The organism is Pseudomonas fluorescens, from assembly GCF_041354075.1.
In the GTDB taxonomy this organism is placed as follows: Bacteria; Pseudomonadota; Gammaproteobacteria; order Pseudomonadales; family Pseudomonadaceae; genus Aquipseudomonas; species Aquipseudomonas fluorescens_CE.
In genome coordinates, this window is the sequence record NZ_JARZGC010000006.1 from 242031 (window position 1) to 262723 (window position 20693).

The window sequence follows — 20693 nt, forward strand, 5'->3', positions numbered from 1 at the left end:
AAAGGCGAGCAGGTGCATGGATGGCACCTGTCACGCGGTCAAGTGTGCGACGAACGCGCGAGCGGTAGGAGGGAGCGCTTCGAATCGTCGAGCAACAATATTCAACTGACGCTTGGCCCATGGCTCGGCCAACGTGACAGCCTGCAAATGGAAGGAACGCAGATAGGGACGCAGAACATCGCGAGGTAAAATGCAAATGCCCAGATTGGTCGAAACCATCCGGCACATGCATTCAAAGCTGGAAACCCGAACCCGCTGCCTGATTGGCTTACCTAACAATTCGGCTTGTTCAGTCAGCAGCAAATGCACCGAGCTTTCCACATGAGGACCAATGAACTCGAAGATCAGCGCCTGCTCGAAACTGGCTTGCGTCTGCGCCGCCAATGGATGCCGCTCTGGAACCGCAATCACCAACTCATCCACGCGATAAGGAACGGACTCCAACCCTTGTGAAGGCGTCTGTTCGGCAATGATGCCGACATCCGCACGACCGTCCGACACCGCTCGTACGATTGCCGCACCGACGCGCTCCTCGATATCGAACTTGATATCGGGGTAGGTTTCCATAAATGTGCCGATATCCAGACTCAGCTGTTGGGCCAACGCCGATGTGATGGCGTGCAATCGAACATGGCCCTTGATTCCAGCACCATACTCACTCAACTCCTGGTCCATCTTCTGAAGAGTTTCGTTCACCTGCAACGCGTAATGGCGCAGCGACTGCCCCGCAGGGGTCAGCTCCATTCCGCGCGGATAGCGAATGAACAAGGGAGAACCCACCTTCTCTTCAAGCTCGCTGATCCGCTTACTGACTGCGGAGGTCGCCAGGTGGCAGAGCTGCGATGCCTTGGTCAGGTTTCGCTGCTCCGCCACAGCCATGAAGATTTCCAGGCTGAGCAGATCATGGCGCATTGGCCAATGCCTTCTCGAAGAAGTCTACCGTGCCGAAATTGCCGGATTTCAGCGCCAAGGCAACCGGGTCGTCGCGCAAGCCGAGTGTCCAAGGCACACCAGGATCGATGGTCGCACCAATTCGCAGAGCCTTGACTTGCAGTGCCTTGACTACCGCACCCGATGTCTCGCCGCCGGCAACCACCAGCTTGCGAACACCCATGCCGTAGAGGCCGACAGCGACGGCGGACAATGCGTCTTCAACGATCTGCCCAGCAGCCTCAACGCCTAGCTTTTGCTGAGCAAGCTTGACCGTCTCTGGATGCGCGCTTCCGTAGATCAGGACGGGACCCTTTTGAATCAGATCCTTTGCCCATTCAAGTGCTTCAGCAACCTGATCATGACCATTGGCAAGACGCAGCGGATCAATGGAAAAGCTCGGGCGGGTTTTCTGCCAGTGCTCGACCTGACCATTCGTCGCTACCGAACAACTGCCGGAAACAACGGCGCCCAAGCCCTCGATGACAGGCAGTACCGATGCCGTTTCGGACTGACCGAGCTTGCCTGCACGACGGAAGTTTTCAGGTAGACCCAGCGCAACGCCAGAACCGCCGGTAACCAGTTTATGGTCCGCTACGGCAGTGCCTATCGCATACAAATCTTCATCATCGATCGCATCGACAATGGCATAACCTCGACCTTGGGCAGTGAGGCTGTTGAAAGCCGCGGAAATGGCTTGCGCGCCCTTGTTTACGACCGAATGTGCAACAAGACCTACCGGTTTGAGCGTCTGCTGTTGCAATACCCGAACCAGATTGGAATCGGTCATTGGCGTCAATGGATGATTACGCATGCCGGATTCGCTCAACAGCACATCGCCGACGAACAAATGACCGTTAAAAATCGTCCGTTTGTTCTCCGGGAATGCAGGACAAGCCACAGCGAACGAGACGTTCAAAGCTTCAGCAAGTGCATCGGCGACAGGGCCGATGTTTCCGCGAGAGGTCGAGTCAAACGTCGAGCAATATTTGAAAAAAAACTGTTGGCAGCCTGCCGCACGCAACCATTCCAGCGCTTCGAGCGATTGGGTAACGGCTTCTTCCGGGCTGACAGTACGGCTTTTCAGGGCAATGACAACCGCATCGATGTCGTCAGGCAGTGGCCCTTGCGGCACACCGATCACTTGTAGCGTGCGCATGCCGCCACGTACCAGCGTACTGGCCAAATCCGTACCGCCGGTGAAGTCATCAGCGATGCAACCGAGTAGTAATTGACTCACTGTGGTCTCCTCGTGCCCTCCTCCTTTGGATACCTAAAAGGAGAACAGGCGTTTTCTTGTTATAGATCCGCAACGCTCCAGATAACGGGCGACATGCCTGGCATGCCACCCGTTTCAATCAGCCCAGAATGACTTTGGCTACCGCTTCGCCGAACGCTTTGGTACCGCTGGAGCCGCCCAGATCAGGCGTGCGCTGCTTAGGATCCTGCAGCACAACATCCACTGCCTTTTCCATTTCCAGGCCGGCCTTGATCAGCGCTTCCTTGTTGTGGTGCTCGCCCATCCACTGCAGCAGCATGCCAACGGACAGAATCATCGAAACCGGGTTGGCCTTGTCCTGACCGGCGATATCCGGCGCAGAGCCATGCTGGGCCTGAGCGCAGCAATGAGTGTCGCTGGCCATCATGGAACCGGCCAGACCCAGGCTGCCCGACAGTTCACTGGCAAGGTCGCTGATGATGTCGCCGTAGAAGTTGGTCGCGACCAGAACGTCGAAGCGCTCAGGGCTACGTACCAGGTGGGCAGTGGAGGCATCCACCAGCAGATCGTCCAGCGCGACCTCCGGGAAGTCCTTCGCTACATCACGAACGCATTCCAGGAACAGCCCGTCGGTCATGTGGAAGCTGTTGGCCTTGTGAATGGCGGTGACTTTCTTGCCACGCTTCATCGCCAGCTCGAACGCACGGCGGGCGATACGCACGCTGCAATGACGAGTGATTTTACGAGTGGATAAAGCCATATCCGGAGTCGGCATCACTTCGCCCCAACCGCGGCTCATGTTGCGATCTGGATAAAAGCCTTCAGTCGCTTCACGCATGATCACCAGGTCCATGGTCTTGCCTTCCTTCATGTTGGAAGTCAGGAATGGACGGGTACGGGCAGGACGTACGTTGGCGTAGAGATCCAAGCCGATACGGAAACCGGCAGAAACGTTGCGACCGCCTTTTTCAGGCACTGGATAATCGGCGTGCGACTGGGTGCCGAGAATGATGCCGTCGTAGCCTTTGGCCTTTTCCAGCACTTCATCACGCAAGGTGGTGCCGTATTTATCCAGGCTTGTGAAACCGACATCGTCGTAATCGAAGCTCAAGCCCAGATCGAATTTTGTGTTGGCAGCCTTGAGCACCGACATCGAAGATTCAACGATTTCTGGACCAATACCGTCACCAGGAAGAACCAAAATACGCATCGCATACCCCTTACTTATTGTTTGAGCTGAATTTTTTCGAAGCCTGTGCGTGATGAACCGGCCCCATTTCTGTACATCGTAAATACAAAGTACAATATTGGCGAGGCGAAGTCCTTAACCTTTTGCTCCCGTTCGTCCTGAGACGTTATGAGCAGCAGTTGCGCTATCGACCTCGACAGATTGCATTTTATTGCATGAATATTCAGTTTGTGCAACCTTTACGCTCAACGGTCACCCAATTCACCCTCCCAGGAGATTCTGCATGACAGTTAAAACCTCCGATCTTTGCGATCAATACCCAGACTCAATTCGCGTACTGGCCCCGATTTTTCAGGACTTTGGCGGCAAAAATGATTTCGAGGGACGCGCCTTCACCCTCAAATGTTTCGAGGACAATTCCCGGATCAAGGAAATAAGCAGTCTGCCGGGGCACGGCCGGGTGTTGGTGGTGGACGGAGGCGGCAGTGACCGCTACGCGCTGTTCGGCGATGTGATCGCTGAAGATCTGGTCAAGAACGGCTGGGCCGGTGTGATGATTTACGGTTACATCCGCGACAAAGCGGCGTTACGTGACATGCCGATCGCCATCAAGGCACTGGGCACATCACCGCGAAAGACCGTCAAACGAAACGAAGGGCAGATTGGCATAACGGTGGAATTCGCCGGGCACACCATCGCCGATGGCGACCAACTGTTCGGCGATGATGATGGCGTGGTGTTGTTAAACGAGCTGAGCGCTAGCTGACGACCGATATCTCAAGGCTGCGCTGGTATTCCAGCTCATCCTTGGCCTCTTTATCAGTTTTTTGCCGCCCGACCACATCAAGGTGGTTGCGTAGAAATTCCGCCGCCGCCTCTCGCTGTCCACTTTCGATGAGATCAAGAAGATGGATGTGTTCTTTACATTGGTTGATCAGGCGAGGCCGATCCACGTTGGCCTTGTAGGCCATGAAACGACGCAATTGGTTCTGGCGGCGGATTGCCTCAAGAAAAAAAGCGTTGCCCGAGCAGCGCACCACCAGCTCATGAAGCTGCGAACCGATCTGAAACAGCTGCGATCGCGACAAGGTGAAAATGTCGCCATCGAGCAATTGCTGCTGGATTTCCCGCGCTTTGGCAAACGCTGGCTTATCCACCTCGTAACCAGGTTCCAAAACGGCGGCCGGTTCGATTGCCATGCGAAAACGGTAGCTCTGAATATGGGCTTTGGAGTCATGCAGAAAACTGTTGATCTCCCACCCCTGCCCTGGCTTGCGCTCAATCATTGCCTCATTGGCCAGCCGGGTCAGAACCTTCATGAGCTGCCCTCTGGGCACCTCATATTTGCGCATCAATTCGGCTTCAAAAAAAGTCGTGGGAATGTCACCACGCAAGACGTCGTCAACAACGCGCAGGTAGAAGTCTTCAAAGGGATCGACTTCCAGAGGGAGCTTGCGACTGTCGATTCCTCGCGCGTCAGCCGTCAGGAAATAACCCCGGTTCGGCTCCTTGGTCGCCAGACCCAATTCGGCCAACAACGCAAAACCGCGTCGAATCGGAGACCGGGACACTCCCAACTCCTTGGCAAAAGACTCCTCGCGCAAAGGATCACCAGCGCGCATCGACCGGGCTCTGGCCATGTCGATGATCTTGGGTGCCAACTGCTCCGCAAGGTCTTTCTTTATCTTGGGCTTCATTTTGGCTGGTTCGCCCACCAAAGATTGTTGAAGAGTCGATTCTGCTGAATTCATGGAAACCGGTAATCAAAGGAGGATGACGTGCATAACCTGGTATGGAGTGATTACACCCGAGTCCAAGCTTTAAAGAAAAATAACACACCTGATGCACATCAACACGCCAGTGACCATTCAGGGCTTCACCGTACGACCACTTGACCTACAGCAACCAGGAAACCGTCATGACCGCACCACGCATCTATTTGATCCATGCAACGCCAGTAGCCATAGATCCCATCACTGAGGCGTTCACACGACTATGGCCTGAAGCCAGGCTGGCCAATTTATTGGAGGATTCACTCTCTAGCGATTTGACCGAGGCCGGTGAACTGACCCCGGACTTGAGCCAGCGGTTCTTGAAACTCGCGACCTACGCCGCAGAGTCCGGTGCTGATGCGATTCTGTTTACGTGTTCGGCATTTGGTGAGGCGATCGATTTGTGCAAGCGCTCGCTGAGCATTCCGGTGCTTAAACCGAACGAAGCCATGATCGAGGCGGCCCTTCAACGCACAGCAAGAATCACCATCCTTGCGACATTCCAGCCGGCCATTGCATCGATGACCGAAGAGTTTTTAGCCCATGCGGGACAAACGGGCGTCGATATCGAGCTCGATACCCTTGTTTGTCCAGAAGCACTCGCCGAACTGCGCAAGGGAAATGCTGAACGCCATGACGCGCTGATCGTCGATTCAGCACGCTCCCCAACCAATAGCGAATTGTTGTGCTTTGCCCAGTTCTCCATGACCAGCGCAGCACAACAAGTGAGCCAAGCGAGTGGCTTGCCCGTACTGACAACACCCGACAGCGCCGTGTTGAAGCTGCGTGACCTTCTCAAAGCCTGATACAGATTGAATATTCAAGGAGTCCCCATGACCAGGTTGAACGCACACATCGGCTTCCAGTTTACGGAGTTGCCTTTCCTGGAGCGGTTCTCGGCAGCGGCCAACGCGGGTTTTCGAGCGGTCGAGTTTCCCTCGCCCTACGAATACGAAGCAGCGCAAATAGCCGAGCTTCTCTGCGAACATGAACTGCAGATGGTGCAATTCGCCGCGCCATCAGGACCAACCAAAGGCACTACCGGCATTTGCAGTTCAAAAGAAGTATTTCGATCGGATCTGATAAAAGCCGTCGACTATGCAAATGCACTCGACTGCCGAATGGTTCACCTGATGTCAGGCGTATCGCAGGCTGCACTTGGGGTCATTGCCGATAGCAGCATTTACCGACGCAATTTGAAGTACGCCGTAGAGTTCTTGTCTGGAGAAGGCATCGAGCCTTTGATTGAAGTCATAAGCTCTGATGAAGTCCCAGGTTACCTGATGAGCGAATACAACTTGGCCGAAGAGATGCTTCAGACACTGCCCGGCCTTGGACTGATCCTGGACACGTACCACACCGAGCTTCTAGGCGAGGATTGCCTGCGCAAGCTCAATCAATGGTGGTCACGGGTAAGTCACATCCAGGTCGCCGACTTTCCCGGCCGCAACGAGCCAGGCACAGGCAACATCGATTTCCCAAAACTGCTCTCCATGCTGGAAGACCGCGCCTATCAGGGCTGGGTGGGTTGCGAGTACCGCCCTCGCTCCTCGACTCTCGATGGGCTGGAAGAACTCCGGAGGATCATGAAGCCGCATCCTCACGAGGATGACCGTTGGTAAGAAATCGTTTCTTTTTGGAGAAATTGTACTGCGTAATCTTGCAAAACAATTTCGAGTGGAGTTTATTAGCCATCAGTAGCCCTCGAAGGTTGCAGGCAATACTCCCAACAAAAAACACAACAGGAGTTTACGCATGAGCAAAAAGATCGCATTTGTTACTGCTGGCATGGGAAACCTGGGGACTGCAGTGTGCCAACGACTGGCACGTGACGGGTTCACCGTCGTCGCAGGGTGCGGCCCTGACTCCCCTCTGAAGGACACCTGGCTCGCCCAACAAAAGGAGCTCGGTTTCAACTTCATTGCTTCTGAAGGTAGCGTTGCTGATTGGGAGTCCTGCCAGAAGGCTTTCGATCAAATCAAGAAAAATGTCGGCCCCGTTGACGTTCTGATCAACAATGCCGGTACTGCTCGTAATGTTGTATTCCATGACATGCAGCCCAATGACTGGGCTACCGTCATCGACACCAATCTCAATTCGCTATTCAACGTAACCAAACAGGTTATCGATGGCATGGCCGAACGAGGCTGGGGACGAGTGATCAACATCTCCTCGGTAAACGCTCAACTGGGCCAGGTGGGTCAGGTCAACTACTCCACTGCCAAATCCGCAATTCGAGGCTTCACTCGCGCACTGGCACGAGAAGTCGGCTCCCGTGGGGTCACCGTCAATACCGTCTCTCCTGGATACATTGCCACTGCCAAGCTCAAATCAGTCACCACGGCGGACGCGATGGATCGCATCATTCAGGACATTCCGACTCGTCGCCTGGGAACACCCGAGGAGATCGCAGCGGTATGCGCCTGGCTGGCCTCCGACGAAGCTGGTTACGCAAACGGCGCCGACTTCTCGCTCAATGGCGGCCTTCACATGAGTTGATACTCGTGTGAGACTCAGCGGCGACCCGCTGGATCAAACCAAAAATACAGCGGGAACCTTGATGCGCTTTTTTGCGCAGATCCCATAAAAACAATTGTACTTTACGTCAAGGTGATACAAATGCTCTCAATACTCGGCTACGGCATGATCGTGACCTTCATGGCACTGATCATGACCAAGCGGTTGTCGCCGTTGGTAGCGATGACAACAGTTCCGATCGTTTTCGCACTCATGGCAGGCTTCGGTCCGGACATGGGCAACATGATGATCGATGGCCTGAAAAAGGTAGCGCCGACCGCGGTCATGGTGATGTTCGCGATCCTCTACTTTGGCGTAATGTTCGATACAGGCCTGTTCGATCCGATCATTCGCAAGTTCATCAAACTGATCAACGGCGACCCGATGAAGGCCGTCGTCTTCGCGACCCTGCTGGCAGGCATGGTGTCGCTGGATGGCGACGGCTCGACCACCTACATGATCACCGTCACCGCGATGCTGCCTCTGTTCAAGCGACTCAGGCTCGAACCCTTGTCGCTGACCTGTGTGGTCATCCTGGCAGCAAGTGTGACAAACCTCTTGCCATGGGGCGGCCCACTTGCGCGCGCCGCAGCTTCCCTGCAGGTCGATACGTCCGAGCTGTTCATCCCGCTTATTCCCGTTATGGTGGTGGGCTTCCTAGGCGTTCTGGCGCTGGCCTACTTCATTGGTATTCGCGAGCGTCAACGTCTCGGAAAACTTCGCCTCTCAGTGGGTGCTGCCGCCACCGTTTTTGACGATGAGACTGACGAAGGTCTGCCTTCGATGTCAGACGAAAATGCCGAACTGCGTCGTCCAAAACTGTTTTGGTTGAACGCGGGCCTGACGATTGCCTTGATGGCTGGCCTGGTGGTGGAAATCCTGCCACTGTCCATTTTGTTCATGGTCGCGTTCTCCATCGCCCTTGTGATCAACTACCCACACATGAACGATCAGCGTCGCCGTATTTCCGCGCACGCTCCAACCGCCCTGAACCAGATTGCGATCTTTCTGGCGGCCGGCATCCTCGCGGGCATTCTCTCCGGGACGGGCATGGTCAACGCGATGTCAGCGAGCTTCCTGGCCATGCTGCCAGAGACGTGGGGTCCCTACATGGCTCCGATCACCGCGCTGGCGAGTATTCCGGGCACATTCTTCATGTCCAATGACGCCTTCTACTATGGTGTGCTTCCAGTGCTCGCCAAGGCTGCCGAGGTCTATGGCATTACCCACGCTGAAATCGGCCGGGCCTCGCTGGTAGGTCAACCTGTTCACCTTCTGAGTCCTCTGGTGGCCTCGACCTACCTGCTTTGCGGTCTAGCGGGTGTGGAATTCAGCGACCACCAGAAATACACCATGAAATGGGCGTTTGCGCTTAGTTTCCTGATCCTGATCGCTTGCTTGCTACTGGGTTTGTTCCCTCTGGCTGCTGGTATCTAAGGGGGAGTGAGGAACAACTGGCATCACCCGCTGCAAACCCATAAAAAATCCCGGAAACAGCAATGTTTTCGGGATTTTTGGTTTTCGCTCGATTGAAGATCAATTGGGCCCTGAACGCCCGACGAAAATGACGTCACCACCGAAAAAATTGCACCGATGCTCGCTGTGCAGCGCCGTGATAGATGCTGCAACAGTTGCGCAATCGTCGGGTGCCGAGCGTTCGTCAAATCAAAGTAAAGGCAAATTCGTATACCATATCTGCAAATCAGTCCGAACGATCACTGCCGTGACCCTACCCAAATTCAACGCTCCCGACCTGGGCAATGCGCCTTCCACCTCGGAAATCATTACCCGCCACCTGCGTGACGCCATCGTCGCCGGGCATTTCGCCGAGGACGAGCCGATCCGTCAGGACGACATCGCCCGCCAGTTCAACGTCAGCAAGATCCCCGTGCGCGAGGCCCTCAAGCGCCTGGAAGCCGAAGGCCTGGTGATGTTCCAGCGCAATCGCGGGGCGATGGTCACGCGGGTGTCCGATGCCGAACTGGCGCAGATGTTCGAAGTGCGCATGCTGCTCGAAGACAAGGTGCTGCGCCTGGCCATTCCCAACATGACCGAAGCCACCTTCGCCCGCGCCGAACGCATCTGCCAGGAGTTCGTCGGCGAGGATGACGTCGGCCGCTGGGCCGAGCTCAACTGGGAACTGCACGCCTGCCTCTACGAACCGGCGCAACGGCCGTTCCTGGTGAACCTGATCCGCTCGGTCAACGACAAACTGGAGCGTTACCTGCGCATGCAGATGAGCCTGTCGTCCGGCAAGGAGCGCGCCGACCACGAACACCGCGAGATCATCGCCGCCTGCCGCGCCGGTGACGTCGACCGGGCGGTGGGTTTGCTCGACGAACACATCGCCGGCGTGTGCAAGACCCTGTTCGAGCACCTGCCCCACCATCACTGATGGCCTGTGCCGATTTCGTCATCGGCGCAGAATAAAACCATCAAGCCGTCAGGCCCCGCACGGGCCACTCTTGCGTTCATCCATCCGAACGCAAGAGTGGCCCTTTCATGAAACGCATCACCGTGATCGACTCCCACACCGGCGGCGAACCGACCCGCCTGGTGACCGCCGGCTTTCCCGACCTGGGCAACGGCAGCATGGCCGAGCGTCGGCAACGGCTGGCGGAGCAACATGATGATTGGCGTGCCGCTTGCGTCCTCGAACCGCGTGGCAGCGACGTGCTGGTCGGCGCACTGCTGTGCGAGCCGGTGGACCCGAACGCCTGTGCCGGGGTGATCTTTTTCAACAACACCGGCTACCTGGGCATGTGCGGCCACGGCACCATTGGCCTGGTGGCGTCGCTGGCACACCTGGGCAGGATCGACCCGGGTGTGCACAGCATCGAAACACCAGTGGGGACCGTGCAAGCCACCTTGCACCCGGACCACTCCGTCAGCGTACGCAACGTGCCGGCCTACCGTTACCGCAGGGCCGTGGCCGTGCAGGTCCCGGGGATCGGCGAGGTGGTCGGTGACATCGCCTGGGGAGGCAACTGGTTTTTCCTGGTCGCCGAACATGGCCTGCGTGTCGCCGGCGACAACCTCGATGCGTTGACCGCCTTCACCTACGCCGTGCAGCAGGCGCTGGACGTTCAGGGAATACGCGGCGAAGACGGCGGTTTGATCGACCATGTCGAGCTGTTCGCCGACGATGACCGGGCCGACAGCCGCAACTTCGTGCTATGCCCCGGCAAGGCCTACGACCGTTCCCCTTGCGGCACCGGCACCAGTGCGAAACTGGCGTGCCTGGCCGCCGATGACAAATTGCAGCCCGGGCAGATCTGGCGCCAGGCCAGCGTGATCGGCAGCGAGTTCGAAGGCGCCTACGAATGGCAAGGCGAGCGCATCGTCCCGACGATTCGCGGCCGTGCCTTCATCAGCGCCGAGGCCAGCCTGATCATCGAACAGGACGACCCGTTCGCCTGGGGCATTCGCCCATGAGCCAAGGCCAGGCGGCCGATGTGATCGTGATCGGCGCCGGCATCGTCGGCGCCGCCTGCGCCCAGGCACTGGCCCGGCGCGGCTTGCGCGTGCGGGTGCTGGATGCCGGCCTGCACGGTGCAACGGCGGCGGGCATGGGGCACTTGCTGGTGCTGGACGACAACCCGGCTGAACTGGCCCTGAGCCAATACTCGCTGCAACGCTGGCGCGAGCACGCGCCGGACCTGCCCGACGCTTGCGCCTACCGCAGCAACGGCACGTTGTGGCTGGCGGCCAATGCCGAAGAAATGGCCGTGGCCGAGAGCAAATACCTGAACCTGCAAGCCCAGGGCGTCGCCTGCCAATTGATCGGTCGCCACGCCTTGCGCGAGCGTGAACCGGCGTTGCGCGAAGGCCTCGAGGGCGGGCTGTTGATCAACGGCGACGGCATTCTGTATGCCCCGGCGACCGCCCACTGGATGCTCGACAACGCCCATATCGAACAGCAGCGGGCGCGGGTCAGCGAGGTCGATGGCAACCGCGTGCGCCTCGACGACGGCCAGTGGCTGCACGCCGAAGCCGTCATCCTCGCCAACGGCATCCAGGCCAGCGAACTGTGCCCGGAGTTACCGATCGAGCCGAAGAAGGGCCACTTGCTGATCACCGACCGCTACCCCGGCAATGTCACCCACACGCTGGTGGAACTGGGTTATGTGACCAGCGCCCACAACGCCAAGGGACCTTCGACCGCCTGCAACATTCAGCCGCGACCGACCGGGCAACTGTTCATCGGCGCCTCGCGGCAGTTCGGCACCAGCGACCCGCAGGTCGAGGGCTGGATGCTCGCCAAAATGCTCAAGCGCGCCACCGAGTACATGCCGGGCCTCGCGCAGCTCAACGGCATCCGTGCCTGGACCGGCTTTCGCGCCGCCAGCCCCGACGGGCTGCCGCTGGTGGGCCAGCACCCGCAACGCAAAGGCCTGTGGCTGGCTGTCGGGCACGAAGGATTGGGGGTCACCACCGCGCCCGGCACCGCCGATCTGCTGGTCGCGCAATTGTTCAACGAGACGCCGCCGCTGGCGGCGCAACCCTATCTGCCGCAACGCTTTCTCGGGGAGGCCGTCTATGCCTGATGTGATTGTGGACGGCCACGCCCTGCGGGTGGCCGAGGGCACGACGGTCGCCGCAGCGCTGACCCTGGCCGGTGACGGCAGCAGTCGCACCTCGGTCAGCGGCCAGCGCCGCGCACCGCTGTGCGGCATGGGTATCTGCCAGGAATGCCGGGTGACCATCAACGGCCGCCGCCGGCTGGCCTGCCAGACCCTGTGCCAGGACGACATGCAGGTGCAGACCCGACCATGAACGAATACGCCGACCTGTTGATCATCGGTGCCGGCCCCGCCGGCATGAGCGCCGCCCTCGCCGCCGCAGCCAGTGGCGCGCGCATTGTGCTGCTGGACGACAACCCGCTGTCCGGTGGCCAGATCTGGCGCGGCGGCCCCCATGCCCATCTGCCGGAACAGGCGCGACAGCTGCGCGAACGCCTGGCCGCGTGTGGCAACATCCGTCACCATCCCGGCACGCGGGTGGTCGCCTGCCCCGGACCCAAACAGTTGCTGGTGGAAAACGCCGATCACGGTTGGCTGATCGACTACGACAAACTGATTCTGTGTACCGGTGCCCGCGAATTGCTGCTGCCCTTCCCCGGCTGGACATTGCCGGGGGTCACCGGGGCGGGAGGACTGCAGGCGCTGATCAAGGGTGGCCTGCCGGTGCGGGGCGAACGCCTGGTGATCGCCGGCAGCGGTCCCTTGTTACTGGCCAGCGCGGCCACCGCGAAACACAACGGTGCCCGGCTGCTGCGCATTGCCGAACAGGCCAGCGCTTCGTCGGTCGCCGGGTTCGCACTGCAGCTGCCGCGCTGGCCGGGCAAGCTCGTACAATCCCTGACCCTGTTCGACCGCCAGTACCGCACCGGCACCCACGTCGTGGCGGCGTTGGGCGAAGAAAAGCTCGAAGGCGTGCGTCTGCGCCAACAGGGCAAAATCATCGAACTGGCCTGTGATCGCCTGGCCTGTGGTTTTGGTCTGATTCCCAACACGCAGTTGGGCCAGGCGCTGGGCTGCGAACTCGCGGGCACGGCACTCGCGGTCGATGCCTGGCAGGCCACGACCCTGGCCGATCACTACGCGGCGGGCGAATGCACCGGTTTCGGCGGCAGTGAACGGGCGCTGGTCGAAGGGGCAATCGCCGGACATGCCGCCGTCGGCAACAGCGCAGCGGCCGAACAGTTGTGGCCACGCCGGGCGCACTGGCAGGGCTTTGCCCGGGCGCTGAACGGTGCCTTCCGCCTTGACCCGCAACTCAAGGCACTGGCACACGCCGACACCCTGGTCTGCCGCTGCGAAGACGTACCCTACGCGGCCATTGCCGGACACACGGATTGGCGTAGCGCCAAACTGGCCAGCCGCTGCGGCATGGGCGCCTGCCAGGGCCGCGTGTGTGGCGGGGCCTTGCAGTACCTGTTCGACTGGCAACCCTCGGCCCCCAGACCGCCGTTCAGCCCGGCGCGGATTGAAACGTTGTTATGTGTGGACGAGACCCCGCCGGGGTGAAGGGGTGATGGGTTGAACACTGGAGATCCAATGTGGCAGCGAGCCTGCTCCGGGCGGCGTTCCGACGAGGGTCTTCAACGATGACGCGAGCCGTCTGAGGGCCCGCGTCGCCTGGGCATTTCTCGCGAGCAAGCGCGCTCCTACACGGGATCGAGGTTATCCAGCGCGCGATTCACCGCCAGGTCGGCGAGCATGATGATTTGCTGGATGCCCAACAGCATGTGCCGTTGCGGGCCGTCGACGAACACCGAGAGATCACCGGCCATGACGCTGGCCGAAGCCAGTGATTCGCACGCACTGGCCAACAGGGTTTCAGTGTCGACGTCCGGGGCGATGAGGAACAGCGTGCTGGGGGTGTGGGGGGATGCGGAATTTGACAGCGTGGGGTCAAAGCCCAAGTCGTCCACTGTCTCGTTTTGTTGGGATGATTCAGGGGGATTCGGTGTTGGTTTTGGCATGATGAAAGCTCCGTTTACAGATTTAGCTGCACCATTCGGTTCCAAGCGAAGGGTGGCAGCTGCACGCGGGTTGGAACCCGGGGTAAACGGAACCCGGCAGACCCGAAGGTCTCCCGCGCACAGCCGCCATAACGAAGTGCTGAAAAGCGCGCAAGCATACGTTATGAAGGGCGCTTTTGCGCCGTTTACTCATCGGGGTTCCACGCCCGACCGCTGAATTGGCAGCGATGCGCAGACATTAGGGAGCCACGCCACAGCACACAAGCCGGCAGATTCTGGCGAAGTTGTAGGCAAAGGCGCAAGGCAAGACCAATGTGGATTCGTCTGACAGAACCACCCCTGCAGGAGCGAGCTTGCTCCGGGCGGCATTCCGACGAGGGTGGCTCAGACACCGCGAACATTCAGGCAGCCTGCGCTATCGTTGGCGACCCTCGCGAGCAAGCTCGCTCCTACAGGGGTTCGCGATACGCTGCTTTGGCTGTTGATCTTGCTTTTGATCCACCCGCCCCTTCGGCAGGCTGAGTGGAGGCATTCATCCGGGGAGCGGGCGCGCAGCGCCGTGCGGCGAAGCCGCACACATCGAGAGGAGGTGCAGCGCAGCAAACCGGAGGCGATGTCCCCGGATGGATGCCGGAGCGAAGGAACGCCGAGCCCAAGCGAGGGGCCGGACGCTTGGGGCGAGCCTTTTTGGTTACTTTTTTGCTGGGCCGGCATTCCGGCGTTTGAAAAAAGTGACCCGCTGTAAGAGCGGAACCATAGGCGGCCGTTACCGCAGCAATGGATATGTACCCTGTCAAAGCAGAACAAGCTCAGTCCGAAGGGCCCCAAGGGTTCCAGCCACGACGCCGAGTCATTATGATCCCAACGTCGCCCACCAGGCCCCTCCCCCCTATGTTCCCGTCACTCACTGCCTTCAAACCTTGCGACCTGCCCACGCTGTTGAGCAGCCTGCAACCGATCGCCACGCTGCTCGACACCCTGTCGGACGTGGCGTTTTTCATCAAGGACAGCGAGGCGCGCTACGTCTTCGTCAACCAGACACTGGCCTTGCGTTGCGGCTTCAAACAGCGCGAAGACCTGCTCGGTCTGACCGCCGACCAGGTGTTCCCGGCGCGCTATGGCCCGCTGTACACCGCACAGGATCGGCGGGTGCTGTCCACCGGCCGCGAGCTGGTCGATCAACTTGAACTGCATCTGTACCTGGGCAACCAGCCAGTCTGGTGCCTGACCCACAAACTCGCGCTGCACAATGAACAAGGGCAGATCGTCGGCCTTGCCGGGATCTCCCGCGACCTGCAACTGCCGCAGTCCAACCATCCAGCCTTCCAGAAACTGGCTGCGGTGGACGCGCACATCCGCCGGCATTTCGCGCGCCCGATCAGCCTCGCCGAGTTGACCGCCATCGCCGGGTTCTCCGTGGCGCAACTGGAGCGCCATTGCAAACGGGTGTTCCAGCTCACGCCCCGACAGATGATCCACAAGTCGCGCCTGGAAGAAGGTTCGCGGCTGTTACTGGACACCGACCTGCCCATCACCGAGATCGCCCTGCGCTGTGGTTACACCGACCACAGTGCCTTCAGTCGCCAGTTCCGCGCCCTCACTAGCCTTTCCCCCAGCCAGTACCGCGAAGGCCGCCGCTGAAATGTTCCGTTAGGGGGCGCTGCGCACTGATCGTGCTCCCTTCAGTAACACCACCGCCTCTCCTTTGCGCGTCTCCCACGTCCACGTCCCAACCCTGAACCGCCCTGACTCGCGGTCTGGTGGCATTTCGCCCGAAAACAGCCATTTCGGCACGCCGCTTGCTAACAGTTAATATCGTATACGAAATCCCCAATACGATATCTAACAGCACTCCCGATCACGAGGCTTCTATGAAAAACCCCGCATTTGCCGTAGCCCTCAGCGCTGTTCTCAGTACCTCCTTCATCGCCACCGCCCAGGCCGACAAACTCGACGACATCATCGGCTCGGGCAAGCTGCGCTGCGCCGTCACCCTGGACTTCCCGCCCATGGGCTTTCGCGACGCCAGCAACAACCCGGCCGGTTTCGACGTGGACTATTGCAACGACCTGGCGAAGATCCTGGGGGTCGAGGCAGAAGTGGTCGAGACGCCGTTCCCGGACCGTATTCCGGCGCTGATCTCCGGGCGGGCCGACGTGATCGTCGCTTCCACTTCCGATACCCTCGAACGCGCCAAGACCGTTGGCCTGACCGTGCCGTATTTCGCCTTCCAGATGGTTGTGCTGACCCGCGACAACACCGGCATCAACAGCTTCGACGACATCAAGGGCAAAGCGCTGGGCAACACCAGCGGCACCTTTGAAGCCATCGCCCTGGAAGCCGACGTGAAGAAATGGGGCAGCGGCACCTTCCGCGCCTATCAGTCGCAGAACGACACCCTGCTGGCGGTCGCCCAGGGCCACATCGACGCCACCGTCGTGACCAACACTGTTGCAGCGGCAACGATCAAGTCGGGCAAATACAAAAACCTGAAGATCGCCGGCAATGCGCCCTACACCATCGACTACGTGTCCCTGGGCGCCAAGCGCAATGAGTACGGCCTGCTCAACTACCTCAACCTGTTCGTCAACCAGCAGGTGCGCAGCGGTCGCTACAACGAGCTGTTCACCAAATGGGTCGGCACTGACATCCCGCCGACCGACCTGACCGTACCGAAGGTCTACTACTAAGGTGTCCGGCATGCCTGGGTCCAATGCTCTCAAAGGTCGCAGCCTGATCCCGGGCAGCGCCCAGGGCGCCTTGCTGTTCGCCGATGTCGGGCTGAGTTTCTGGGGCGGAGTCGACCCCTGCAGCGGTGAGGTGATCGACCGTCACCACCCGCTCTGCGGCGAACACCTGGCCGGGCGTGTGCTGGCCATTCCCAGCGGTCGCGGCTCGTGTACCGGCAGCAGCGTGTTGATGGAGCTGATCAGCAACGGCCATGCACCGGCCGCGCTGGTACTGGCCGAAGCCGATGAGATCCTGACCCTGGGCGTGCTGGTGGCGCAGACCATTTTCGGGCGTTCCCTGCCGGTGCTGTGCATCGGCCGGGAGGCCTTCGCCGCCTTGCGCGGCAAGGCGTTTGCCCGGGTTGAAAACGCGACATTGAGCCTGTTCGATCACGTGCCTGTCGATACCTGGCAGGCCAGCGACACGCCAATGCCCGCGAGCCAAAGCGGCTCGATCGAACTCTCTGCGTTCGACCGCGCGCTGCTCGACGGTGCACACGGCAAGGCGGCACAGATGGCGATGCAGATCGTCTTGCGCATGGCCGAACTGCAAGGCGCGCCGCGGCTGATGGACATCACCCAGGCGCACATCGACGGCTGCATCTACACCGGGCCTGCGAGCCTGCGCTTTGCTGAACGACTGGTGCAGTGGGGCGCGAAGGTTCGCGTTCCCACCACCCTCAATTCGATTTCCGTGGACCAGCGTCGCTGGCGCGAACTGGGCATCGACCCGGCGCTCGGCGAGCCGGCCAGTGCACTGGGTGATGCTTACATGGCGATGGGAGCGCAGCTGAGTTTTACCTGCGCCCCGTACCTGCTCGACAGCGCGCCCCAGGCCGGCGAGCAGATCGTCTGGGCCGAATCCAATGCGGTGGTCTACGCCAACAGCGTGCTCGGCGCACGGACCCTCAAATACCCGGACTACCTGGACATCTGCATCGCCCTGACCGGCCGCGCGCCCTTGATCGGCTGTCACCTGGACACGCACCGCAAGGCGCAACTGCTGATCGAATTACCGCCGTTGAGTGAACTCGACGATGCGTTCTATCCCTTGCTCGGTTACCACATCGGTGCCCTCGCCGCCAGCCGGATCCCGCTGGTGCTCGGGCTGGAGCAGCGCGCGCCGAACCTCGACGACCTGAAAGCCTTCGGCGCGGCGTTCGCCACCACGTCCGCCGCACCGTTGTTCCATATCGCCGGGGTCACTCCGGAAGCCCTGGACCCGGCGCAGGTGCTGGAAGCGGACACGCCACTGCCCGTGGAAAAGATCCGGTTGCAGGACCTGTTGCTCAGTTGGCGCGAACTCAACAGTGCCCAGGACCTGCAGGTCGGCATCGTGTCCCTGGGCAACCCGCACTTTTCACTCGGCGAGTTCGCCCACCTCGCCCGCCTGTGTCGTGGCCGCAGCAAACACCCCGATGTGGCGCTGGCCATTACCTGCGGTCGCGCGGTGCTGGAACAGGCCCGCACAGCCGGACACCTCGTCGCCATCGAAGCGTTCGGCGCGACCCTGGTGACCGATACCTGCTGGTGCATGCTCGGTGAACCGGTGATCCCGCCGGGCGCCACAACCCTGATGACCAACTCGGGCAAATACGCCCACTACGCACCAGGTCTGGTGGGGCGCGCGGTGCACTTCGCCAGCCTCGCCGAATGTGTCGACGCCGCTTGCACTGGCGCCGCCAGCGGACGCCTGCCGACCTGGCTGCAACCCGCCCTGCCGATGGAGAGCCCTGCGCATGTTTGACTACACCTTCCAATGGCGCGCCGCCCTGCGTGCCTTGCCGGACATGCTCGCCGGCGCCTGGGTCACGTTCGAGACCGCGGCGCTTTCGATGATATTCGGCGTGCTGATCGCCCTGGCGCTGACGGTCATGCGTGAATCGAAACAGCCGGTACTGCGCGGCATCGGCAACGGCTGGGTATCGATTGCCCGTAACACGCCGTCGCTGTTCCAGATCTACATCCTCTACTTCGGCCTGGGCTCGTTGGGCCTGCACGTCAGTTCCTGGATCGCCCTGCTCGCCGGGATCACCTTCAACAACGCAGGCTACCTCGCGGAAAACTTCCGAGGCGGGCTCAAGGCAGTGCCCGGCACGCAAGTGCGCGCCGCGCGCTCCTTGGGCATGAGTGCCTTCCAGGCCTACCGGTTGATCATCGTCCCGCAACTGTTGCGGATCGTGTTCTACCCCTTGAGCAACCAGATGGTCTGGGCGGTCCTGATGACCTCGCTGGGCGTGATCGTCGGGCTCAACAACGACCTCACCGGCGTGACCCAGGACTACAACGTCAAGACGTTCCGCACCTTCGAATATTTCGCCATCGCGGCAGTGCTGTATTACCTGATCGCCAAGGCGATTGTCGCGACGGCCCGGCTGATGGCCTGGCGGCTGTTCCGTTACTGAGGACGTGACCATGTTTTCCACCAGTTTCACCTGGAACGATCTGTTGTTCCTGCTCAACGGCGCCTGGGTCACGCTGCAACTGACCTGCTGGGCAATCCTGCTCGGCACGCTCGCGGGGCTGATCTTCGGCGTGCTGCGGGCGTTGCTGCCAAGGTCCTCGCTGCCGCTGGCCTGGGTGCTCGACGTGTTTCGCAGCGTGCCGCTGCTGATCCAGTTCGTGCTGTTCAACTCGCTCAAGAGCATCGCCGGCCTGAACATCAGCGCCTTCAGCGTCGGCTGCATCGTGCTCGGGGTCTACGCCGCCGCGTACTTCACCGAGATCGTGCGCGGCGGCGTGCTCTCGGTGCCGCTGACCCTGCGCCGGGCCAGCCGCTCGCTGGGCATGAGTTTCTTCCAGGACCTGCGCTGGATCGTCCTGCCGATGGCCACGCGGGTGGCCTTCCCCGGCTGGCTGAACCTGGTCCTGGGCGTCATGAAAGACACCGCGCTGGTGATGTGGATCGGCATCGTCGAATTGCTGCGCGCCTCGCAAACCATCGTGACCCGCATCCAGGAGCCGCTGCTGGTGCTGTGCATTGCGGGCCTCATCTACTACGTCATGAGCCTGGTGGTCGCACGCCTCGGCGCTCGTCTGGAAACAAGGTGGCAGGAAAATGATTGAGATCGACAACGTACACAAATCCTTCGGCGACCTCGATGTGGTCAAGGGCGTCAGCCTGACGGTGAACAAGGGCGAAGTGGTCTCGATCATCGGCGGCTCCGGCTCCGGAAAGTCGACCCTGCTGATGTGCATCAATGGCCTGGAGCCGATCCAGAAAGGCAGTATCCGCGTCGACGGTATCGAGGTGCACCAGCGCGGCACCGACCTCAATCGCCTGCGCCAGAAGATCGGCATCGTGTTCCAGCAATGGAACGCCTTCCCGCACCTGACCGTGCTGGAAAACGTGATGCTGGCCCCGCGCAAGGTGCTCGGCAAGAGCAAGGCCGAAGCCGAGGCACTGGCGGTGCAACAACTGACCCATGTCGGCCTGGGCGACAAACTCAAAGTGTTCCCCGGCAAGCTCTCGGGCGGCCAGCAACAGCGCATGGCCATCGCCCGCGCCCTGGCCATGTCGCCGGACTACATGCTGTTCGATGAAGCCACCTCGGCCCTCGACCCGCAGCTGGTCGGCGAAGTGCTGGACACCATGCGCATGCTCGCCGAAGACGGCATGACCATGGTGCTGGTGACGCACGAAATCCGCTTCGCCCGGGACGTGTCCGACCGCGTGGCGTTCTTTCGCAATGGCCTGGTGCACGAGATCGGCGCGCCCGACCAGGTGATCGGTAACCCGGTGCACGCCGAGACGGCGGCGTTTCTCAAGTCGGTGAAATAGCTGATGGCCCCATCGCGAGCAAGCCCGCTCCCACATGGGATTTTCTGTGCGCCAGAAGTCCACTGTGGG

21 protein-coding genes are annotated in these 20693 nt (G+C 60.3%); 16 read left to right on the forward strand and 5 right to left on the reverse strand.

The window, feature by feature from the left end; translation table 11 throughout:
* Positions 1-30: 30 nt before the first annotated feature.
* The 3 genes from QIW53_RS10565 to QIW53_RS10575 form a co-directional block, all read right to left on the reverse strand.
* The gene (locus tag QIW53_RS10565; protein WP_007946580.1) at positions 31-912 is read right to left on the reverse strand and encodes a LysR family transcriptional regulator; all 882 of its coding nucleotides are present in this window, start codon (positions 910-912) and stop codon (positions 31-33) included.
* Positions 902-2170: a 3-oxo-tetronate kinase gene (otnK, locus tag QIW53_RS10570; RefSeq protein WP_007979422.1), complete on the reverse strand. Its 1269-nt coding sequence runs from the start codon at positions 2168-2170 to the stop codon at positions 902-904. The genes QIW53_RS10565 and otnK overlap by 11 nt, the downstream gene beginning before the upstream one ends.
* Before the next feature lie 118 nt (positions 2171-2288).
* Positions 2289-3359 (reverse strand): isocitrate/isopropylmalate dehydrogenase family protein, encoded by a 1071-nt coding sequence (locus QIW53_RS10575; protein WP_371049597.1) that lies wholly within the window; start codon positions 3357-3359, stop codon positions 2289-2291.
* A gap of 262 nt (positions 3360-3621) precedes the next feature.
* Here QIW53_RS10575 and rraA point away from each other — a divergent pair, with 262 nt between their 5' ends.
* Positions 3622-4104 carry a ribonuclease E activity regulator RraA gene (gene rraA / locus QIW53_RS10580; RefSeq protein WP_007948268.1) on the forward strand — a complete coding sequence of 161 codons (483 nt, stop codon included), beginning with the start codon at positions 3622-3624 and terminating at the stop codon, positions 4102-4104.
* Here the strand turns inward: rraA and QIW53_RS10585 are convergent.
* Positions 4097-5035 (reverse strand): GntR family transcriptional regulator, encoded by a 939-nt coding sequence (locus QIW53_RS10585; RefSeq protein ID WP_371049674.1) that lies wholly within the window; start codon positions 5033-5035, stop codon positions 4097-4099. The genes rraA and QIW53_RS10585 overlap by 8 nt on opposite strands.
* A gap of 221 nt (positions 5036-5256) precedes the next feature.
* On the opposite strand from QIW53_RS10585, the gene QIW53_RS10590 reads away from it, so the two are divergent.
* From QIW53_RS10590 to QIW53_RS10630, 9 genes are all read left to right on the forward strand, one after another.
* Positions 5257-5916, forward strand: coding sequence for an aspartate/glutamate racemase family protein (locus tag QIW53_RS10590; RefSeq protein WP_371049598.1), 660 nt, complete (start codon positions 5257-5259; stop codon positions 5914-5916).
* 27 nt (positions 5917-5943) lie between these two features.
* Positions 5944-6732, forward strand: coding sequence for a hydroxypyruvate isomerase family protein (locus tag QIW53_RS10595; protein WP_371049599.1), 789 nt, complete (start codon positions 5944-5946; stop codon positions 6730-6732).
* A 133-nt stretch (positions 6733-6865) separates the two neighbouring features.
* Complete coding sequence (phbB, locus tag QIW53_RS10600; protein ID WP_056854789.1) at positions 6866-7609, forward strand: acetoacetyl-CoA reductase; 744 nt, start codon at positions 6866-6868, stop codon at positions 7607-7609.
* Between the two features lie 120 nt (positions 7610-7729).
* On the forward strand, positions 7730-9064 hold the full coding sequence (locus QIW53_RS10605) for a CitMHS family transporter (RefSeq protein ID WP_371049600.1): 1335 nt from the start codon (positions 7730-7732) through the stop codon (positions 9062-9064).
* A gap of 286 nt (positions 9065-9350) precedes the next feature.
* Positions 9351-10022, forward strand: a complete 672-nt coding sequence (locus QIW53_RS10610; RefSeq protein ID WP_201190856.1) for an FCD domain-containing protein — start codon at positions 9351-9353, stop codon at positions 10020-10022.
* Between the two features lie 107 nt (positions 10023-10129).
* Positions 10130-11062 (forward strand): 4-hydroxyproline epimerase, encoded by a 933-nt coding sequence (locus tag QIW53_RS10615; RefSeq protein WP_371049601.1) that lies wholly within the window; start codon positions 10130-10132, stop codon positions 11060-11062.
* Positions 11059-12174 carry an NAD(P)/FAD-dependent oxidoreductase gene (locus QIW53_RS10620; protein ID WP_371049602.1) on the forward strand — a complete coding sequence of 372 codons (1116 nt, stop codon included), beginning with the start codon at positions 11059-11061 and terminating at the stop codon, positions 12172-12174. Before QIW53_RS10615 ends, QIW53_RS10620 begins: the two co-directional genes overlap by 4 nt.
* Positions 12167-12403 (forward strand): (2Fe-2S)-binding protein, encoded by a 237-nt coding sequence (locus QIW53_RS10625; RefSeq protein ID WP_192304493.1) that lies wholly within the window; start codon positions 12167-12169, stop codon positions 12401-12403. The genes QIW53_RS10620 and QIW53_RS10625 overlap by 8 nt, the downstream gene beginning before the upstream one ends.
* Positions 12400-13656 carry an FAD-dependent oxidoreductase gene (locus QIW53_RS10630; protein ID WP_371049603.1) on the forward strand — a complete coding sequence of 419 codons (1257 nt, stop codon included), beginning with the start codon at positions 12400-12402 and terminating at the stop codon, positions 13654-13656. Before QIW53_RS10625 ends, QIW53_RS10630 begins: the two co-directional genes overlap by 4 nt.
* 140 nt (positions 13657-13796) lie before the next feature.
* Here the strand turns inward: QIW53_RS10630 and QIW53_RS10635 are convergent, their stop codons facing one another.
* Positions 13797-14114 (reverse strand): DUF6124 family protein, encoded by a 318-nt coding sequence (locus QIW53_RS10635; RefSeq protein WP_201190866.1) that lies wholly within the window; start codon positions 14112-14114, stop codon positions 13797-13799.
* 891 nt (positions 14115-15005) lie between these two features.
* On the opposite strand from QIW53_RS10635, the gene QIW53_RS10640 reads away from it, so the two are divergent.
* The 6 genes from QIW53_RS10640 to QIW53_RS10665 all read left to right on the forward strand — a co-directional run bounded on the left by QIW53_RS10640 (position 15006) and on the right by QIW53_RS10665 (position 20624).
* On the forward strand, positions 15006-15755 hold the full coding sequence (locus QIW53_RS10640) for an AraC family transcriptional regulator (protein ID WP_371049604.1): 750 nt from the start codon (positions 15006-15008) through the stop codon (positions 15753-15755).
* Positions 15756-15985: 230 nt separating this feature from the next.
* On the forward strand, positions 15986-16804 hold the full coding sequence (locus QIW53_RS10645) for an ABC transporter substrate-binding protein (protein WP_371049605.1): 819 nt from the start codon (positions 15986-15988) through the stop codon (positions 16802-16804).
* A 10-nt stretch (positions 16805-16814) separates the two neighbouring features.
* On the forward strand, positions 16815-18590 hold the full coding sequence (gene lhpI / locus QIW53_RS10650) for a cis-3-hydroxy-L-proline dehydratase (RefSeq protein WP_371049606.1): 1776 nt from the start codon (positions 16815-16817) through the stop codon (positions 18588-18590).
* Positions 18583-19248, forward strand: a complete 666-nt coding sequence (locus QIW53_RS10655) for an amino acid ABC transporter permease (protein WP_371049607.1) — start codon at positions 18583-18585, stop codon at positions 19246-19248. Before lhpI ends, QIW53_RS10655 begins: the two co-directional genes overlap by 8 nt.
* A gap of 10 nt (positions 19249-19258) precedes the next feature.
* Positions 19259-19909, forward strand: coding sequence for an amino acid ABC transporter permease (locus QIW53_RS10660; RefSeq protein WP_371049608.1), 651 nt, complete (start codon positions 19259-19261; stop codon positions 19907-19909).
* Complete coding sequence (locus QIW53_RS10665) at positions 19902-20624, forward strand: amino acid ABC transporter ATP-binding protein (RefSeq protein WP_371049609.1); 723 nt, start codon at positions 19902-19904, stop codon at positions 20622-20624. The genes QIW53_RS10660 and QIW53_RS10665 overlap by 8 nt, the downstream gene beginning before the upstream one ends.
* The last annotated feature ends 69 nt before the right edge of the window (positions 20625-20693 follow it).

Excerpts from the sequence above, each read along its gene's own strand:
- QIW53_RS10640 (WP_371049604.1), top strand. The coding sequence starts at position 15,006 with ATGTTCCCGTCACTCACTGCCTTCAAACCTTGCGACCTGCCCACGCTG.
- QIW53_RS10575 (WP_371049597.1), bottom strand. The coding sequence starts at position 3,359 with ATGCGTATTTTGGTTCTTCCTGGTGACGGTATTGGTCCAGAAATCGTT.
- QIW53_RS10630 (WP_371049603.1), top strand. The coding sequence starts at position 12,400 with ATGAACGAATACGCCGACCTGTTGATCATCGGTGCCGGCCCCGCCGGC.
- QIW53_RS10605 (WP_371049600.1), top strand. The coding sequence starts at position 7,730 with ATGCTCTCAATACTCGGCTACGGCATGATCGTGACCTTCATGGCACTG.
- QIW53_RS10665 (WP_371049609.1), top strand. The coding sequence starts at position 19,902 with ATGATTGAGATCGACAACGTACACAAATCCTTCGGCGACCTCGATGTG.
- QIW53_RS10615 (WP_371049601.1), top strand. The coding sequence starts at position 10,130 with ATGAAACGCATCACCGTGATCGACTCCCACACCGGCGGCGAACCGACC.
- QIW53_RS10595 (WP_371049599.1), top strand. The coding sequence starts at position 5,944 with ATGACCAGGTTGAACGCACACATCGGCTTCCAGTTTACGGAGTTGCCT.
- QIW53_RS10645 (WP_371049605.1), top strand. The coding sequence starts at position 15,986 with ATGAAAAACCCCGCATTTGCCGTAGCCCTCAGCGCTGTTCTCAGTACC.
- QIW53_RS10590 (WP_371049598.1), top strand. The coding sequence starts at position 5,257 with ATGACCGCACCACGCATCTATTTGATCCATGCAACGCCAGTAGCCATA.
- QIW53_RS10620 (WP_371049602.1), top strand. The coding sequence starts at position 11,059 with ATGAGCCAAGGCCAGGCGGCCGATGTGATCGTGATCGGCGCCGGCATC.
- QIW53_RS10655 (WP_371049607.1), top strand. The coding sequence starts at position 18,583 with ATGTTTGACTACACCTTCCAATGGCGCGCCGCCCTGCGTGCCTTGCCG.
- lhpI (WP_371049606.1), top strand. The coding sequence starts at position 16,815 with ATGCCTGGGTCCAATGCTCTCAAAGGTCGCAGCCTGATCCCGGGCAGC.
- QIW53_RS10635 (WP_201190866.1), bottom strand. The coding sequence starts at position 14,114 with ATGCCAAAACCAACACCGAATCCCCCTGAATCATCCCAACAAAACGAG.
- phbB (WP_056854789.1), top strand. The coding sequence starts at position 6,866 with ATGAGCAAAAAGATCGCATTTGTTACTGCTGGCATGGGAAACCTGGGG.
- rraA (WP_007948268.1), top strand. The coding sequence starts at position 3,622 with ATGACAGTTAAAACCTCCGATCTTTGCGATCAATACCCAGACTCAATT.
- QIW53_RS10625 (WP_192304493.1), top strand. The coding sequence starts at position 12,167 with ATGCCTGATGTGATTGTGGACGGCCACGCCCTGCGGGTGGCCGAGGGC.
- QIW53_RS10660 (WP_371049608.1), top strand. The coding sequence starts at position 19,259 with ATGTTTTCCACCAGTTTCACCTGGAACGATCTGTTGTTCCTGCTCAAC.
- QIW53_RS10565 (WP_007946580.1), bottom strand. The coding sequence starts at position 912 with ATGCGCCATGATCTGCTCAGCCTGGAAATCTTCATGGCTGTGGCGGAG.
- QIW53_RS10585 (WP_371049674.1), bottom strand. The coding sequence starts at position 5,035 with ATGAAGCCCAAGATAAAGAAAGACCTTGCGGAGCAGTTGGCACCCAAG.